The 16,938-nt window shown below is 41.9% G+C and carries 17 protein-coding genes and 1 pseudogene; 12 read left to right on the plus strand and 6 right to left on the minus strand.

The genetic code is table 11. From position 1 onward, the window contains the following. Positions 1-5: 5 nt before the first annotated feature. Complete coding sequence (locus A5870_RS03605) at positions 6-521, plus strand: GNAT family N-acetyltransferase (protein WP_086291841.1); 516 nt, start codon at positions 6-8, stop codon at positions 519-521. A gap of 75 nt (positions 522-596) precedes the next feature. Here A5870_RS03605 and A5870_RS03610 read toward each other — a convergent pair whose 3' ends face one another. After that, positions 597-1,130 carry a 3'-5' exonuclease gene (locus A5870_RS03610; RefSeq protein ID WP_086291842.1) on the minus strand — a complete coding sequence of 178 codons (534 nt, stop codon included), beginning with the start codon at positions 1,128-1,130 and terminating at the stop codon, positions 597-599. Positions 1,131-1,214: 84 nt separating this feature from the next. After that, positions 1,215-1,967, minus strand: coding sequence for an exodeoxyribonuclease III (locus tag A5870_RS03615; RefSeq protein ID WP_086291843.1), 753 nt, complete (start codon positions 1,965-1,967; stop codon positions 1,215-1,217). Positions 1,968-2,189: 222 nt separating this feature from the next. Between A5870_RS03615 and murB the strand changes: the two genes are divergently transcribed. Together murB and A5870_RS03625 are read left to right on the plus strand one after the other, a co-directional pair. Further along, complete coding sequence (murB, locus tag A5870_RS03620; RefSeq protein ID WP_371875350.1) at positions 2,190-3,074, plus strand: UDP-N-acetylmuramate dehydrogenase; 885 nt, start codon at positions 2,190-2,192, stop codon at positions 3,072-3,074. 116 nt (positions 3,075-3,190) lie between these two features. Beyond that, complete coding sequence (locus A5870_RS03625; protein ID WP_086291844.1) at positions 3,191-4,411, plus strand: hypothetical protein; 1,221 nt, start codon at positions 3,191-3,193, stop codon at positions 4,409-4,411. A gap of 66 nt (positions 4,412-4,477) precedes the next feature. Here the strand turns inward: A5870_RS03625 and A5870_RS03630 are convergent, their stop codons facing one another. Genes A5870_RS03630 through A5870_RS03645 form a run of 4 tightly spaced genes read right to left on the minus strand, consistent with a single transcriptional unit; the run spans position 4,478 to position 7,450 of the window. Further along, entirely contained in the window at positions 4,478-5,122 is a 645-nt protein-coding gene (locus A5870_RS03630; RefSeq protein WP_086291845.1) for an ECF transporter S component, read from the minus strand. 2 nt (positions 5,123-5,124) lie between these two features. After that, the gene (coaC, locus tag A5870_RS03635) at positions 5,125-5,682 is read right to left on the minus strand and encodes a phosphopantothenoylcysteine decarboxylase (protein ID WP_005228528.1); all 558 of its coding nucleotides are present in this window, start codon (positions 5,680-5,682) and stop codon (positions 5,125-5,127) included. Between the two features lie 32 nt (positions 5,683-5,714). Further along, a complete protein-coding gene (gene coaB, locus A5870_RS03640) occupies positions 5,715-6,464 on the minus strand; it encodes a phosphopantothenate--cysteine ligase (RefSeq protein WP_005228529.1) in 750 nt (249 codons plus the stop codon). Continuing rightward, positions 6,461-7,450, minus strand: a complete 990-nt coding sequence (locus tag A5870_RS03645; protein ID WP_086291846.1) for an acrylyl-CoA reductase family protein — start codon at positions 7,448-7,450, stop codon at positions 6,461-6,463. Before A5870_RS03645 ends, coaB begins: the two co-directional genes overlap by 4 nt. A gap of 386 nt (positions 7,451-7,836) precedes the next feature. Here A5870_RS03645 and A5870_RS03650 point away from each other — a divergent pair, with 386 nt between their 5' ends. From A5870_RS03650 to A5870_RS03690, 9 genes and pseudogenes are all read left to right on the plus strand, one after another. Continuing rightward, positions 7,837-8,379 carry a helix-turn-helix domain-containing protein gene (locus A5870_RS03650; protein WP_015510239.1) on the plus strand — a complete coding sequence of 181 codons (543 nt, stop codon included), beginning with the start codon at positions 7,837-7,839 and terminating at the stop codon, positions 8,377-8,379. Positions 8,380-8,395: 16 nt separating this feature from the next. Then, positions 8,396-9,484 (plus strand): ABC transporter ATP-binding protein, encoded by a 1,089-nt coding sequence (locus A5870_RS03655; protein ID WP_005228533.1) that lies wholly within the window; start codon positions 8,396-8,398, stop codon positions 9,482-9,484. Positions 9,485-9,496: 12 nt separating this feature from the next. Next, entirely contained in the window at positions 9,497-10,306 is an 810-nt protein-coding gene (locus tag A5870_RS03660; protein ID WP_005234157.1) for an ABC transporter permease, read from the plus strand. Next, positions 10,303-11,139, plus strand: a complete 837-nt coding sequence (locus A5870_RS03665) for an ABC transporter permease (protein WP_005228535.1) — start codon at positions 10,303-10,305, stop codon at positions 11,137-11,139. The genes A5870_RS03660 and A5870_RS03665 overlap by 4 nt, the downstream gene beginning before the upstream one ends. Next, complete coding sequence (locus A5870_RS03670; RefSeq protein ID WP_086291847.1) at positions 11,136-12,209, plus strand: ABC transporter substrate-binding protein; 1,074 nt, start codon at positions 11,136-11,138, stop codon at positions 12,207-12,209. Before A5870_RS03665 ends, A5870_RS03670 begins: the two co-directional genes overlap by 4 nt. 484 nt (positions 12,210-12,693) lie before the next feature. Then, positions 12,694-14,001: pseudogene (locus A5870_RS17470) on the plus strand (MFS transporter). Positions 14,002-14,042: 41 nt separating this feature from the next. Next, complete coding sequence (locus A5870_RS03680) at positions 14,043-15,125, plus strand: zinc-binding dehydrogenase (protein ID WP_086291848.1); 1,083 nt, start codon at positions 14,043-14,045, stop codon at positions 15,123-15,125. 18 nt (positions 15,126-15,143) lie between these two features. Continuing rightward, complete coding sequence (locus A5870_RS03685) at positions 15,144-15,983, plus strand: class II fructose-bisphosphate aldolase (RefSeq protein ID WP_086291849.1); 840 nt, start codon at positions 15,144-15,146, stop codon at positions 15,981-15,983. A 140-nt stretch (positions 15,984-16,123) separates the two neighbouring features. Next, positions 16,124-16,882 carry a DeoR/GlpR family DNA-binding transcription regulator gene (locus A5870_RS03690; protein ID WP_086291850.1) on the plus strand — a complete coding sequence of 253 codons (759 nt, stop codon included), beginning with the start codon at positions 16,124-16,126 and terminating at the stop codon, positions 16,880-16,882. Positions 16,883-16,938: the final 56 nt, after the last annotated feature.

The following is a 16,938-nucleotide window of genomic DNA, read 5'->3' on the forward strand; positions in this document are numbered from 1 at the left end:
AGGAAATGGAGTTTCGGGAACCGACGATCGCAGACTGCGATCACATCGAAGCGTATCGGCAAGCCTTCGAGAAGAATCAAGAAGTCATCCACGGTGGGGCAGGACTTGTAGAAAGTCCGACAGCCAAAGACTGGCTAGAGGGATTGGTGGATTTTAAAACAGCAGAAACGGTACCAGAAGGATTCGTTCCCGCCCGTACCTATCTGGCTATCCAAGATCAAAAAGTGGTCGGTCTCTTGAATCTGCGTCTGACACTTAATGCGTATTTGCGCCAAATTGGCGGACACATCGGGTATTCAGTGCACCCTGACCATCGAAAGCAAGGCATCGGCTCGGCAATGTTGGCACAGTCATTGGTAAAGGCCAAACAATTTGGCTTGAACAACGTGTTAGTAACCTGTGAAGAAGCCAATCGCGCCTCCGCCAAAGTCATTGAAAACAACGGAGGTAAATTGACAGAAAAAGTCATTGATCCTGAAGATGGCGCTATAATCTGTCATTATTGGATCGATCTGACTTAAAATGAATCCTTCCTTAAATGAAAACGTGCGTCCTAAAGTCAGCATTGCGCTAGCCTTTAGGACGCACGTTTTCATTTATTTGACTAAAACCAATTTTTTCAATGGATCGATACCAAATTCTTCTTCTTGACGCAATAAGATTTGGGCACATGCCCGACTATCTTCTAGTGCATCATGGTGGTTTAGTAAAGGAATCTGTAATTGCTCACAAACCGTGTTTAATTTGTGGTTCGTAAATTCTGGATACAGCTTGCGGCTCGTTCGCACCGTGCATAAGGAAAGATAATTTGGTTGTGACAACCCATAATAATCAAGACATCCCGCCAAAACCCCAGTATCAAAACCAGCGTTATGCGCAACGATCAAACTGTTCAGTTGATAATATTGTTGGATTTGTTTCCATACGTCAGGAAACTTAGGCGCTTCTTTTACATCTTCTGGACGGATGCCATGAATTTGAATGTTTTTCCAAAAAAATTCCGTTTCCGGTTGGATCAATGTGTAATATTCGCCCACGATTTTGCTATCTTGTACCATGACTAGTGCAAGGGAACAGGCACTATGCTTTTGATAATTTGCTGTTTCAAAGTCCATTGCGATAAAATTCATCAGACTCACCTCATTGCCATTCTAGCACAAAATCAAAGAATGAAAAGCGAACAAACGTTAAGAAAAACTGAAGTTTTCCTACGGTTAGTTGAGATCCAGTTCCACCGGACAATGGTCACTGCCAATGATATCTATATGGATCTTGGCGTCTAGCAAGCGCTCATTTAAGTCATCCGAAACGACAAAGTAATCGATGCGCCAGCCAGCATTGTTTTTACGAGCGTTGAAACGGTAGCTCCACCAAGAATAAATACCTTCTGCATCTGGATAGAAATAGCGGAACGTATCGGTAAAGCCAGCAGCCAAAAGAGTCGAAAACTTTTCCCGTTCTTCAGGTGTAAACCCAGCACTTTTTTGATTGGTTTTCCAGTTTTTGATGTCGATATTTTTATGGGCAACATTCAAATCACCACAGAGAATCACTGGCTTTTGTTGTTTCAATTCAGTCAAGTAAGCCAAAAAGGCATCTTCCCAAGTCATGCGATAATCCAAGCGGCGCAATTCATTTTGGGAATTTGGTGTGTAGCAAGTAATCAAGAAAAATTCAGGATACTCCAGCGTGATGACGCGACCTTCCGTATCATGTTCTTCGATCCCTAATCCATAACGGACCGATAGTGCAGGTTCTTTTGCGAAAATCGCTGTGCCAGAATAACCTTTCTTCTCCGCATAATTCCAGTATTGATGATAGCCCGGTAGATCCAATTCGATCTGACCTTCTTGCAGCTTTGTTTCTTGCAAACAAAAGAAATCAGCATCGAGGGCTTCAAACACTTCAGAAAAATTTTTTTTAACGATGGCCCGTAAACCATTCACATTCCAAGAAATAAATTTCATTAAGACTCCTCCTTATTTTCCACTACGCCTCCCATTTTACCTAAAAAAGCCAGAAGCGCAAAGCAAGTGAGCGGAATGAGGAAAACAAGGAGGAATGCTTGCCTTCAAGAGGGGGGATTGGTTGAAGATCATATTCACCAGAGGTAGCAACTTTTCCTTGAACATGCTAAAATAAGTGAGATGTTTATTGTGAAAGGAAACCTTCTCGTGAATAAAGACTTGATGATTGCGCAATTCCCTGAAATTGCCTTATTAAAAGATGAACCCTTATTGAACTATACGTATACAAAAACTGGTGGACCGGCAGACATTTTGGCTTTTCCCAAAACAGCAGATGAAGCCAAACAGCTGCTTGATTATTGCCGAGAACAAGCGATTCCTTGGATCGTCTTAGGAAATGCCAGCAACTTGATCGTCCGTGATGGTGGTATTCGTGGCGTGGTGATCATGCTATCAGAAATGAACCAAATCGTGGTGGACGGCACTTCTTTGATCGTCGATGCTGGAGCAAAGTTGATCGATACCACCTATGTCGCTTTGCATGAATCGTTGACTGGTTTTGAATTTGCCTGCGGGATTCCCGGCAGTGTCGGCGGTGCCGTCTTTATGAATGCTGGCGCCTATGATGGCGAGATCCAAGATGTCTTTGCGTCCTGCGACGTTTTGCTGGCTAATGGTCAAATCGTGACTTATACCAAGGAAGAAATGGAATTTGCTTATCGTCATAGCAAATTGCAAGAGCAAAAGATGATCATTTTGAGCAGTCGCTTTGATCTAGCAAAAGGCGATCAAGAGCAAATTAAAAAGCGGATGGATGAACTGACAGAATTGCGGCAATTGAAGCAACCGCTAGAATACCCCTCTTGTGGGAGTGTCTTTAAACGTCCAGTCGGTCATTTTACCGGCAAGCTGATCCAAGATGCAGGCTTACAAGGATTGAAATGGGGCGGAGCCCAAATTTCGGAAAAACATGCGGGCTTTATCGTGAACGTCGATCAAGCCACTGCAACGGATTACGTCGAACTGATCGCTCATATCCAACAAGTCATCAAAGAAACCTTTGATGTCACCTTAGAAACAGAAGTCCGAATCATCGGCGAAGAATAGATTAGCGAAAAGATTGTCCCGAGGGGCAATCTTTTTTTCATGAGAGCTGATAAAAAGAGCTTAGGATTGTAAGCTTTCGCAGTCTTCGGTACAATAAACGAAAAGGAGTGAGCAGGATGAAAAAGTGGGGACGCGTCATTTTGTTTGTTGGGTTCGCCTTTCTTTTCGGCGGTTGTACGAAATTACCGCAAGAACAGTTTGCCGAACAGTTGACGAATCAGCAAGCAGCGAATGCTGGTGAATTCCAAGCGACGATCGATACGTTTGAGATGGGCAGCAGCAGCGAATACGGTCAAGAAGCCGATAGGTATGCCTCTATGTTGATGTCACAGTTAGTCGGTTCGTCATTTAAAGGGGACTTCGTCCAGGACAAAGAAACCAAAGCGATTTTACTCAATCTGGCAGTCGCTTTTGGGGGGCAGGAGCTGCCGATCAAGCTGATCGTCGATCCAGAAAAACAAGAAGCGTATGTGTCAGCTGAAATCTATGAAACACTGCAAGGGTATATCAGCGCATTTGGTAGTGACAGTTATGGGACAAAACCAGACGCTGCGGAATATGAGGGCAAATACCTGCGCATCGATCAAGAAACCTTAGATTCTTACTTTGGCGAAGGAACTTTTGCAGAGGACGACGAGGGGACGACCGAAACAGAAAAAGCGCCTGAAAACCTCTTTACCATGAACAGTCTTTTTCATAATGAGACATTTGCAGACTATTTGAAAACCTTTGAACCGGATGCTTTCAAAAGAGATGGAGATACGATCAGCCACACGTTTACCAAAGAAGAATTGGCAGATTATGCAACCTATGCTCAAGAACACGGCGCCGATCAAAATCAAGTCGCCGAATTAGAAACGATGCTGGAAGAAGTCGAGCAGTTTGACCTAGCTATGACCGTCAATACGAAAACAAATCAGCAGAAAATGGCTTTTCACTTCGTGCAAGCAGATGAGCTGCAAACCACTATCGGAGCCACGGTGACTTTTACAGGGAAGAAAAGTGATACTGCGGTTGCGATTCCCACAGCGGAAGAATTGATTGACCCAGAAGAATTGTTTTCTCCCTATGATTATGGTTGGGATGACAGCTATGACGATGGGGATGAAAATGATTATGATGATGAGTACTGGAATAGCTATGATGAAGCCGATGATTGGTCTTCTTATATGCTGACGGATGAGGAGTTTGAAGAACTGCTACTGCAAATCAAGCAAGAGCTGCCTTATTTGACCCAAGCAGATATCGATGATTATCTGACATTTTATGAAGAGTATTTGACTCAAGAGCAGTATCAAGAGCTTGTCGAAGCACTCCAAATGACACAAAGTTTATAAGACACTCAAAAGGGAAGCGACCGCCTAAGTTAGCCAAAAAGCTAACTTTGGGCGGTCGCTATTTTTTTAGATACGATTTTTTTTGCGGTTCATGACTAAGCGCAAAAGGACGGTTCCAACTGCCATCGTGGCGATTCCCGCTACAATGGCTTCAGGTACACCTTGGGCGAAGATTACACCCAAAATCGCTGCATAGACAGCATTGCCAGCTTTCCCCACAACCTCCGCATATTCTTGCTGGAACAAGAAGTAGATCAAGTTCATTACCAGGATCGTATTCGTCAAGCCTCCAGCAACACCAGCAATCAGTAGCGAAAGACTTTGCTGTTTGTTTTTCCAGATTTTTTGACAGCCTTTGTACACAAAGTAAGGAACGACACCAATCAAAATACGAGGAATCAACGCTACGAGGATCGCTTTCCAGCTTCCTTGATCACTCCCATAAATCGGTACGAAAGGGGAGAAGACAAAAGAAAGCGGGGTGATGATCCAGGTCGAACGCACCATACTGATGATCCCAAAGGCGCCGCCTAAAAAGCCGCCGATTCGAGGGCCTAATACAATGGAAGCGATGACGACAGGAATGTGCATCGTTGTCGCATTGATTGGTCCTAAGGGAATAAACCCAAGAAAGGGAACCGATGCTAAAAGAATCAAGATTCCTAAAAAGAAAGCTGTTAAGACAAGTTCAAAAGTTGATATTTTTTTCATTGTTAGACACTCCGTACTTCCAAAGCAGTTAATGCTTTTTCAAGAATCGTTTCTGTTGCTGCTAATGCGCCTCTGCCGAAATCACCGCAAGCCAGTAACGCTTCACGGGGTTCAATCTCTTGGAAGCCGACTTCTTTCAAAATCCCCAAATTTCTTTGAACAATCGGGTTTTCGTACATGACGGTATTCATGGCTGGCGCAATCAAGCGGGGCACGGATAACGGCAACGCTAAGGCAACTGTTGAGATCAAATCATCGGCTATCCCATGCGCCAGCTTGCCAATACTGTTGGCACTGGCTGGGGCGAGCAAGAAAAGATCGGCTTGTTTGGCTAGTTCAATATGATTGATGCGATCTGGTTGACGTTCTTGCATAACATCCACATGGATCGGGCGTTTGGATAATGACTGTAGAGTCAAAGGCGTAATAAATTGTGTGCTATTTTGAGTCATTAAGACATCCACTGCATAGCCCTTTTTGGTTAATTCATTGGTTAGGTCGGCTGCTTTGTATGCAGAGATACTGCCGCTGACGCCAAGCAGAACGTGTTTTTGTTTCATGTTTCTTTCTCCTTTTCTAAAAAAACATCTAGCTAAGCACGCAGGTCATTGCGTAATGTGTCAACGATCAAGGTTGCGATCTCAGCTTTTGTGCGGCCAGTCCCGATTTGTCCTTCTTGTGTCAAAAGGTGTCCGACATGCTGGTTTCCAGAAATTTGCGTCAAGTCGTTGGCCAACACATAATCCGCTTGGCTAGCCAGCAGACTTTTTCGTGCGACCGCAAACAACTCGGCTTCCGCTACGTCTACTAATAATTTGAATCCGACTAATAAGGTTGTCGGCTGTAATGCTTTGATGGTTTGGATCACTTTCGGGGTTTTCTTCAACACTAAAAACAAATGATCAGTATTGGAAGAAACTTTGCCTGCCGTTGTTTCAGATTGTGTGAGCACGTGTGCCATCAATGCCGGAGTGACCTGGTTGTCATAAGCTGGTAGGGCATCGTTGATTGCTTCATAAAACGCTGCTTCTGAAAAATGAGCAGCAGGGGTGAAATCACTGACTGCCATACTGTGGATCACAGCAGCATACGAATGGGTCGTCAATAAATCGGTCAACTGCGCCAACAAGTCCGTGGTCCCTTCAATGAAATAACAGGTAACTCGTGGATCGGTCGGCGGTTGTTTGGCAGTTTTCGTCGTAACGTAATCGATGGTCACCTCAGGGTATTGCAGCCATTCCTTGGCAATGGCCTGACCAAGTGAGCCCGTGGAATGATTCGTAATTGCACGAACATCATCGATTTTTTCGGAAGTACCGCCAGCCGTAATCAAAATTCTCATTGCGCTTGTGACACCTCAACGATCGTCCGTCCTTGGTGCGTGCCTGCTAATAAAGCTGCCAATGTTTCTGGCAAGTCTTCCAAAGTGATGGCTTTCGTGTAAAGCTGATCGATCACATTCCACTCACCCGCTAATTTCTCCCATAATGCCGTGCGGATCTCATGGGAAACATTGACCGAATCGATCCCAATTACGCGAATCCCACGCAAAATAAAGGGTAAGACAGTCGTTTCGATTTTGATCCCACCAGCATTGCCGCATAAGAAGGCACCGCCCCCATAAGCGATTTGCGGAAGCACTGCCGCAAGCAATGGACCGCCAACTGTATCGATGACCGCTGCAAACGTTTGTTTTGCTAATGGTTTGACCTTTTCTGGTACCACGTCATCAGGACTGACGATTTTCGCTGCGCCTAGGTCCAACAACCATTGCGCATCGGTTTTCCGAGATAGCGCCACTATATTTGTATAGCCCAGTTTTTTCAATAAAGCAATGCTGACACTGCCGACGCCACCGCTAGCACCTGTCACCAAAATAGTAGCGTCTTTTGCTAAGTGCAGCTGTTCTAATTCTTGCACTGCTAAAGCTGCTGTGAACCCAGCAGTGCCATAGGTCATACTGTCTTTTGCTGAAAAACCAGCAGAACGTTTCACGAGCCACTCGGCTGGGACCCGTTGAAATTGACTGTAACCGCCTGGGTGAGAAACCCCTAAGCCATAACCTGTCACTAAGACTTGGTCGCCTGGGGCAAAATCAGCAGACTGACTGTCCACGACTTCCCCTGCTAAATCGATTCCCGGCGTCATCGGATACGTGCGGATCACGCCGCCATTTTCTTTTGCTGCCAAGGCATCTTTGTAATTGACATCTGAGTAATCAACACGGACAAGCACATCGCCTGCTGGCAGCTCGTCAAGGGTTGCAGTTGTGAGTGAAGCAGTAAAATTTGGTTCATTCATGACACGAAAGGTAGAGAAATTCGTCATTTCAGACACTCCTTTGATGGTTTGTACTCATAATACCATAAGTTTTATTTTTTTAACCAGTGAAGCAAGAAAAGGCAGGTCTTCTTATCAAAAAATCAGTAAAAACAGATTATTATTAAATCTACCTTTTCTTCGTTAAAATAGAAGTTGTTCTTTTAAACCTGTGAAAAGCGAAAATGACGGGACCGCCATTCCTTTCCTTTATAATACAAGCGTTTAGCGTCACTCCTTTTTTTGATCAGAGAGAAAAGAATTCAAAAAAATGAAGAAAAAAAGCTTGTGTTTTTTGCAATTATTTGTATACTAGAAAAAGTGAAATTAAACATGAAGTTTACTTATAGCAAACTTTTTTATTTGAAGTTGTGTCAATCAAAGGGGGAATGAACATGGAGATTGGCGAGAAGCTGCGCAATTTGCGCGTTCAAAAGAATTTGACCCAAGAAGAATTAGGCGAGCGGACCGATTTGACGAAAGGCTATATCTCACAGTTGGAGCGTGATTTGAGTTCGCCTTCTATGGAAACTTTTTTTACGATCTTAGAAGTTTTAGGCGTGACACCAGAGGAATTTTTCCGAGAAGAAAATGCGCAGCATCAAGTGGTTTATCGCGAAGAAGACAGCACGCTTTATTATGATGAAGAAAATGGCTATGAATTGAAGTGGCTGATTCCCGATTCCAATGAAAAAGAAATGGAGCCAGTCTTGCTGACCTTTGATAAAGCGGGCGAATACAAGACCTTTGAACCATCGTTAGCAGAAACATTTATCTATGTCTTAGAGGGCAGTGTGGCCTTGACACTAGGAGAAACGCAGTACAAGGCTCGTAAAGGCCAATCGATTTATTATCAGGCGACTGAGCCGCATCAATTAAAAAATATTGCGGGCAAAAAAAGCCGTGTGCTTGTAGTCGTGACAGATTCTTATTTATAGTACAGGAGGAAAGAGTGTGGGAAAAACAATAATTTCATTCAACAATGTGGTGAAGCGATTTGATGATGATGAAACAGTTTTGAAAAAAGTGAGTTTTGATATTGAAGAAGGTCGCTTTTATACATTGTTAGGCCCTTCAGGTTGTGGAAAAACAACCATCTTACGCATCATTGCGGGTTTTTCGGACGCAACAGAAGGCGACGTTTATTTTGATGGACAAAGAATCAATGACGTTCCTGCCAATCAACGGCAAGTGAATACTGTCTTTCAAGATTACGCCTTATTCCCACATATGAACGTTTTTGAAAATGTGGCATTTGGTCTGCGAATCAAAAAATTACCAAAAGATGAAGTGAATAAAAAAGTCTTAGAAGCGTTGCGGCTAGTGCAGCTTCCTGGTTATGAGAATCGTGAAATCAGCGAAATGTCTGGAGGACAACGCCAACGGGTCGCAATCGCACGAGCGATCGTCAATGAGCCCAAAGTATTGCTCCTGGATGAACCATTGTCCGCATTGGATTTGAAATTGCGAACCGACATGCAATACGAGCTGCGGGAATTGCAGCAGCGACTAGGCATCACCTTTATTTTTGTCACCCATGACCAAGAAGAAGCGTTGGCGATGAGTGATGAGATTTTCGTTATGAACAAAGGGAAGATCGTCCAAAGCGGCACACCAGTGGATATTTACGATGAACCAATCAACCATTTCGTGGCAGATTTTGTCGGTGAAAGCAACATCGTCACAGGCACGATGATCGAAGACAACTTAGTGGAATTTGTCGGCAAGCAATTTGAATGTGTCGATGGCGGGATGCGGCCGAATGAAGCCGTTGAGATCGTGATCCGTCCAGAAGATTTGAATTTGACGACGGCGGAAAAAGGCAAGCTGGTCGTTGAAGTAGACACGCAATTGTTCCGAGGCGTGCATTACGAAATCATTTGTTACGATGAACAAGGCAACGAATGGATGGTTCACTCTACAAGAAAAGCCACTGAAGGAAGCAAGATCGGGCTTTCCTTTGAACCAGAAGACATCCACGTCATGCGTTTCAATGAGTCCGAAGAAGATTTTGATGCTCGTTTAGAGAGCTACGAAGATTAGGAGGGAAAGCTAATGACGAAAATGCGTCGTTTTTATGCGATACCCTATGTCTTTTGGTTATTGCTATTTGTTATTGCACCAGTCTTATTGATCATCTACCAATCCTTTTTTGATATGAACGGCAACTTTTCGCTGGTCAATTATCAAAGCTACTTAGGTTCTGGCAAATATTTGATCATGACCTTAAACTCGGTTTGGTATGCCTTTTTGATCACCTTGATTACCTTAGTGATCAGCTATCCGACAGCCTACTTCTTAACTAAGCTGCGTCACAAAGATTTATGGCTGCTGTTGATCATCTTACCGACGTGGGTCAACTTATTGTTAAAAGCCTATGCGTTTATTGGGATTTTCGGCATTCATGGCAGTGTCAACAACTTCCTAGAAATCATGGGTGTTGGACCAAAGCAGATTTTGTTTACCGACTTTAGCTTTTTGACGGTTGCCGTCTATATCGAACTGCCCTTTATGATTATGCCGATTTTTAATGCCTTAGAAGAAATGAATCCCTCTTTGATCAGTGCTAGTCGCGATCTAGGGGCAAACAGCTATGATACGTTCCGACGAGTGATTTTCCCTCTGTCGTTAAACGGTGTGAAAAGCGGTGTCCAAGCCGTCTTCATTCCGTCGCTCTCCCTCTTCATGTTGACCCGTTTGATTGGGGGCAATCGCGTGATCACACTTGGTACAGCGATCGAGCAGCACTTTCTCGTTACCCAAAACTGGGGCATGGGTTCGACCATCGGCGTCATTTTGATCATCGCCATGTTCCTCGTGATGCTGTTTACGGGAGAAAAGAAAAAAGGAGGGCAACGTAAATGAAAAAATTTCGCTGGTCCAATCTTTATCTGATCGTCGTCTTTATTCTTTTGTACGTGCCGATCTTTTATTTGATTTTCTATTCCTTCAATGAAGGAGGCACCATGAATGCTTTTACGGGTTTCACTTTTGAACATTACCAATCCGTCTTTCAAGATACCCGCTTGATGATCATCGTGTTGAACACCTTTATGCTGGCATTTTTATCAGCATTACTGGCAACGATCATCGGCACATTTGGTGCGATGGGCATCTACTATACCCGCAAACGCCGAACGAGAACGGCATTGTTGAGTTTGAATAATATTTTGTTGGTTTCACCAGATGTCATCATTGGTGCCAGCTTCTTGATTTTCTTCACGATGATCGGCAACTTGTTCCGCGGGTTTAGCTTAGGCTTTTTCAGCGTATTGCTTTCGCATATCGCCTTTAGTATCCCGATCGTGGTGTTGATGGTCTTGCCGAAACTGCAAGAGATGAACGATTCAATGATCGATGCTGCCCGTGATTTAGGCGCGAATAATTTTCAAGTCATTAAAAATATCATTTTGCCTTTCTTGACACCGGGCATCATCGCCGGCTATTTCATGGCATTTACTTATTCACTCGATGATTTTGCCGTGACATTCTTTGTGACAGGCAATGGCTTTAGTACCTTATCGGTAGAGATCTATTCTAGAGCACGTCAAGGAATCAGTTTAGAAATCAATGCATTAAGTACACTTGTCTTCTTATTCTCCATGATCCTGGTGGTAGGCTATTACTTTATCAGTAAAGAAAACGGCGCGAAGAAATTGCGTAAAAACCGCCGTGTGGAGGTGGCAAATCTGCGATGAAACGACTACAATCTCTGATTATCGGTATTGTTGCGATCGTCCTGATCTTGCTCTTTGGTGTCCGTGAATTGGAACGCTCCTCTGGTATGGCAGGCGCTGAGGTTGTCAACATCTACAACTGGGGCGACTACATTGACCCTGATTTGATCAGTAAGTTTGAAGAAGAGACTGGCTACAAAGTCAATTATGAAACCTTTGACTCAAATGAAGCGATGTTCACGAAGATCCAACAAGGCGGTACGTCCTATGACATCGCCATACCGAGTGAATACATGATTGAGAAAATGATGGAACAAAATCTTTTAAAGCCATTGGATCACAGTAAAATTAAAGGGTTAGACAATATCGACCCTCGCTTTTTGGACTTGAGTTTTGATCCAGGCAATCAATATTCCATCCCTTATTTCTGGGGAACACTGGGGATCGTCTATAACGATAAGTTCTTTGATGAAGGTGAGATCACCCAATGGGACGATCTTTGGAAACCCGAATTAGCAAACAGCATCATGCTGATCGATGGCGCGCGTGAAGTGATGGGATTAGGTTTGGACAGCTTAGGCTATTCTCTTAACAGCAAAGACGATGATCAGCTGCAAGAGGCATTCAATAAGCTTCGGACCATGACCCCAAACATCAAAGCCATCGTCGCAGATGAAATCAAGATGTACATGGCCAATGAAGAAGCATCGGTTGCGGTCACATTTTCTGGGGAAGCAGCCGACATGATGTACGAAAACGAGCACATTCATTACGTGATCCCTTCGGAAGGCTCCAACCTGTGGTTCGATAATATGGTCATTCCTAAGACCTCACAAAACGAATCCGGTGCTTACGCCTTCTTGAACTTTATGCTGGAACCCGAGAACGCTGCACAAAACGCAGAATACATCGGCTATTCCACACCTAACCAAGAAGCCATGGCATTACTGCCTGACGAGATCACCGAAGACGAACAATTCTATCCATCCGATGAATTAATGGAACACCTCGAAGTCTATGAAAACTTAGGTGCTGAGTATCTGGGCATCTATAATGATTTGTTCTTGGAATTGAAGATGTATCGGAAATAAGCAAACTGCCATTAAGCAGGGAATGTATCCTGTTTAATGGCAGTTTTTTTCTCTACATAGGAATTATAAAGTTATTACATACATTATTAAATATAAAGTGGAGGGGAAAATTTCTGAAACTTCTACTATAAGATGTTAGATAGAGAGGTTAGTAGGAAGAAAACTTAAGGAAATATTTTTTTATTGAGAACTAACTAAATTGATGCGCGACGAATATAAATAGGATTATATAAAAGGATCATGATCTGTGAATCAAATTCAAAATCTTTAAAACAAAGAAAAAATGTTGACATCGGAAAAATGGTAGTGTAATATACAGAATATAAAAACCTAGTACATCTAGTTGTAAGCGTTTATCTTTTTTGAATATCTTTTTTACTAAAACTGAAAATTGGAGGAGAAAATGGACAAGAATATTAAGCCGAATACTGGTGCGCGTTTGGATCGTTTACCCACAAGTTCTGCCCAATGGGGGCTTTTTGGAATGGTTGCTTTCGGATTATTAGTTAGTTGGAGCAATGCTATAGGAGGATTGGTTCTCGCTCAGTTAGCTGAGATAGGATGGACGAACAATAACCTTAGTGCGGTATTTTCATCGTTGACAACTGCAGGTATGTTCTTAGGAGCATTTATTGGTGGAATCATTGGCGATAGAATTGGTCGAAGAAATAGTTATCTGCTTTTTGTAGCAGTCCACATTGTATCTATGGTAGTTGGAGCATTCTCACCTAACATGACATTTTTAATCGTATGCCGAGTGGTTATGGGATTTGCCCTAGGAGCATTGCTAGTTACGTTGTTTGCTGGGTTTACTGAATATGTGCCTTCAAGGAACCGTGGAACATGATCTGCTAGAGCTTCTTTTATTGGTAACTGGTCATATCCGATTTGCTCAACTATTGCAATGTTTATTACACCAGCAGTTGCTCCTGAACTAAATTGGAGAATCCAATTTTTAATACCCGCGGGGTTATCTGCTATTCTTTTTGCAATCGTTTTCCGTAAATTTCCTGAGTCTCCTAGATGGTTAGAATCAAAGGGGAGGTACGTAGAAGCTGACAAAATCATGACAGACATCGAAAAGCGTGTTGAACGTTCTATTGGAAAGCCGCTGCCAACAATTGAATTAGAAAGAACGGATACAAAAATCCAAGAAGTTCAAATCTCTTATTCAGAATTATTCAAAGGAGAGCTGTTAAAAAGAGTGATATTGGGCTCGTTTGTATTAATTGCTATGAATGTCGTGCAATATACATTAATTAACTGGTTGCCAACTATTTTTTTGACACAAGGAATAGATTTAAAAGATTCCGTCGTTCTGAATACAATGAGCATGTTTGGAGCTCCAATAGGTATTTTTATTGCTACGTTTATCATTGATCGTATCCCAAGAAAAATTATGGGGGCAGGTCTTCTAATCATCATTGCTGTGCTAGGATATTTTTATTCTTTACAGACCACAATTATGATGATCTCAATTCTAGGATTCTTTTTAATTACTTTTGTGTACATGTATGTTTGTTATGCATCAGCTGTATACGTTCCAGAAATTTGGCCCACTGCAGCAAAACTGAGAGGTTCTGGGCTTGCAAATGCTGTTGGACGTGTCAGCGGTATTGCAGCACCATACGCTGTAGCTTATTTATTAAATAATGCTGGGGTCACAGGGGTGTTTACTTTACTTGGTGGTGTGTCTTTGGCTACTGCAGGAATTATTTTATTTTTGGGAATTGAGACTAGAAGTGCATCAGTTGAAGAGATCGGAAATGTGATACCGGATACAAAAATCTGAAAATTGAGTATATAAGAATGTAAATATTAGGAGGGAAAATTATGAAAGCACTAGCAAGATATGGAAAAGAATTTGGTGGTTATCGATTGATAGATGTTCCTGTACCAGAAGTTGGCGATGAAGATATTTTAGTTGAGATTAAGGCAGCTGCTATTTGTGGAGCAGATATGAAACATTTCCGTGTTGAAAACGGATCGGATGAGTTTAACTCTATCCGCGGTCATGAATTCGCTGGAGATATCGTTAAGGTAGGTTCAAAAGTAAAAGACTGGCAAGTTGGTCAACGGATTGTCTCTGATAACTCTGGACATGTATGTGGTACCTGTCCATCATGTGAGAAAGGTGATTTCCTCACCTGCCTCGACAAGGTTAATTTGGGTTTAGATAATAACCGTTGGGGTGGTGGTTTTACAAAGTATTGTTTAATTCCTGGAGAAATCTTACGAATCCACAAGCATGCAATTTGGGAAATTTCAGAAAGTTTAGATTATGAAGATGCATGTGTTTTAGATCCGATCAGCAATGCATACAAAGCAATCGCTCAGCGATCAAGTCTGTTGCCTGGACAAGATGTTGTTGTAATGGGGACTGGCCCGTTAGGATTGTTTTCTGTGCAGATCGCTCGGATTATGGGAGCAGTCAATATTGTAATGGTTGGCTTAGAGGAGGATACAAAAACACGTTTTCCAATCGCTAAAGAATTAGGAGCCACTCACACGGTGAATGGTTCAAAAGAAGATGTAGTAGTTCGTTGTCAGGAAATTTGTGGAAAAGAAAATCTTGGGTTGGTTGTTGAATGTTCAGGTGCAAATATTGCGTTGAAACAAGCTATTGATATGTTAAGACCAAACGGAGAAGTAGTCCGCGTAGGGATGGGATTCCAGCCATTCAATTATCCAATTAATGATATCACAACATGGGCAATCAGTATTATCGGACATATGGCATATGATTCAACCACTTGGCGTAATGCTATTAGGTTACTTGAAAAAGGGGATATTCGAGTGCAGCCAATGATCACTCACAGACTAGGTCTTTCAGAGTGGGAAAAAGGATTTGATTTGATGGCAAAAAAAGAAGCAGTTAAGGTCATCTTCACCTATGACTTTGATGATAAAGATTAGTATCTAAGGAGAGATAATATGTTAGCAAATATTAAGTATTGGGAAGAAACAGCACAAAAAAATGGTTTTGCAATTCCGCATTTTAACGTTTGGAATGCAGAAATGTTAATGGGAGTGATTGAAGCTGCGGAGGAAACAAAAGCACCAATTATCATCTCATTTGGAACAGGTTTTATAGGAAATACGATTTTTGAAGAATTTGCGCCAATGATGGTCTCGATGGCGAAGAATGCTTCTGTCCCAGTCATTACTCACTGGGATCATGGTCGTAGCTTAGAAATCGTTCAAAATGCTTTTAATCATGGGATGAATTCGGTAATGCGAGATGCATCTGCTGAACCCTTTGAGGAAAATATCCGTTTGACAAAGGAAGTTGTCGACTATTTCCATCCTTTAGGAATTCCAGTTGAGGCTGAACTCGGTCATGTAGGGAATGAAACCGTTTATGAAGAAGCGTTATCTGCTTATCAGTATACAGATCCAAACCAAGCTGCGGAATTTGTTCAACGTACAGGTTGTGATTCGCTTGCAGTGGCAATTGGTAATGTACATGGAGAATATTCTTCGGATCCCAAAATCGCTTTTGATGTATTAGAAAAAGTGAGAGATGCAATTGATATTCCAATTGTTTTGCATGGTGCATCATGTATTCCGGATAAAGATGTAAAAACATCTATTTCACTTGGAGTTTCCAAAATCAATATCCATACAGAGTTATGCTTAGCAGCAATGAATGCAGTTCGAGAAAAACAAAATTCTTCTTTCTTAGAGTTAGAAAGAGCCGTTCGTCAATCAGTGAAACAAAGAGCAATCGAGAAAATTCAACTATTTGGTACTGAAGGTAAAATGGATAAATAAAAGAAATCTGTAGTTTGGGAAACTAAACTACAGATTTTTACTTTGGATAAACTTTTTAACGCAGAATAAATATTTGTTTCAAATTCAAAAATCTTTCTATTGCTTTGTTCCTATGATAGACTTATTAAGGAGGTGGAAATATGGCTGCGAAAGATAGATTATCGTTAATAAAACAGCTTTTGATTAATGAGAAAAAAGTTTCTGTATCAAGTCTTAGTGAAAAATTTTCAGTTACAGAGGAAACGATTCGACGTGATTTAGATAAATTAGAATCAGAAGGAATTCTGACAAGAACGTATGGAGGAGCAGTGTTAAACTCAGAAGAAACTGTTTCAAATATACCATTTTACAAAAGAGCGGAGCACAATATTGAAGCAAAGCAAAGAATTGCCATCAAAGTTAGAGAAGTACTTGATTCTGTTCATACTATTTCTGCCGATGCTAGCTCGACTGTAATGGAAGCATTGAAGCTGTTGAAAGATAGAGACGACATGACGATTGTTACCAATTCAACTGAGGCGTTGAGAGAACTAATCGTATCTGATGTTAACGTTTTATCTACTGGAGGTATTTTTAACAAGCGTACGCTGTCAATGCAAGGTGATTTGACAGAACGAGCAATTGAAAATTACAATGTAGAAATGGCTGTTATCAGTTGTAAAGGTATTGATAAAAGTGCGGGAGCAACAGATACAAATGAGATTGAAGCACGCATCAAAAAACTTATGATTGCCCAGGCCACTGAAGTTATGCTTCTGATCGACAGTGAAAAATTTTGTAAAAAAGGATTCGTTCATTTATCTGACATAAGTCAAATCAACCATGTGGTTACAGATCAAAAACCAAGTGATGACTGGATCGAGTTCTTCGCTGATAATAAAATTGAACTGCATTATTAAGCTGACTAGAAGAGGAAAAGATATTTTATATACTATTAATGAAAAGCATTCTAAAA

This window comes from Enterococcus sp. 2G9_DIV0600, assembly GCF_002140615.1.
In the GTDB taxonomy this organism is placed as follows: Bacteria; Bacillota; Bacilli; order Lactobacillales; family Enterococcaceae; genus Enterococcus_D; species Enterococcus_D innesii.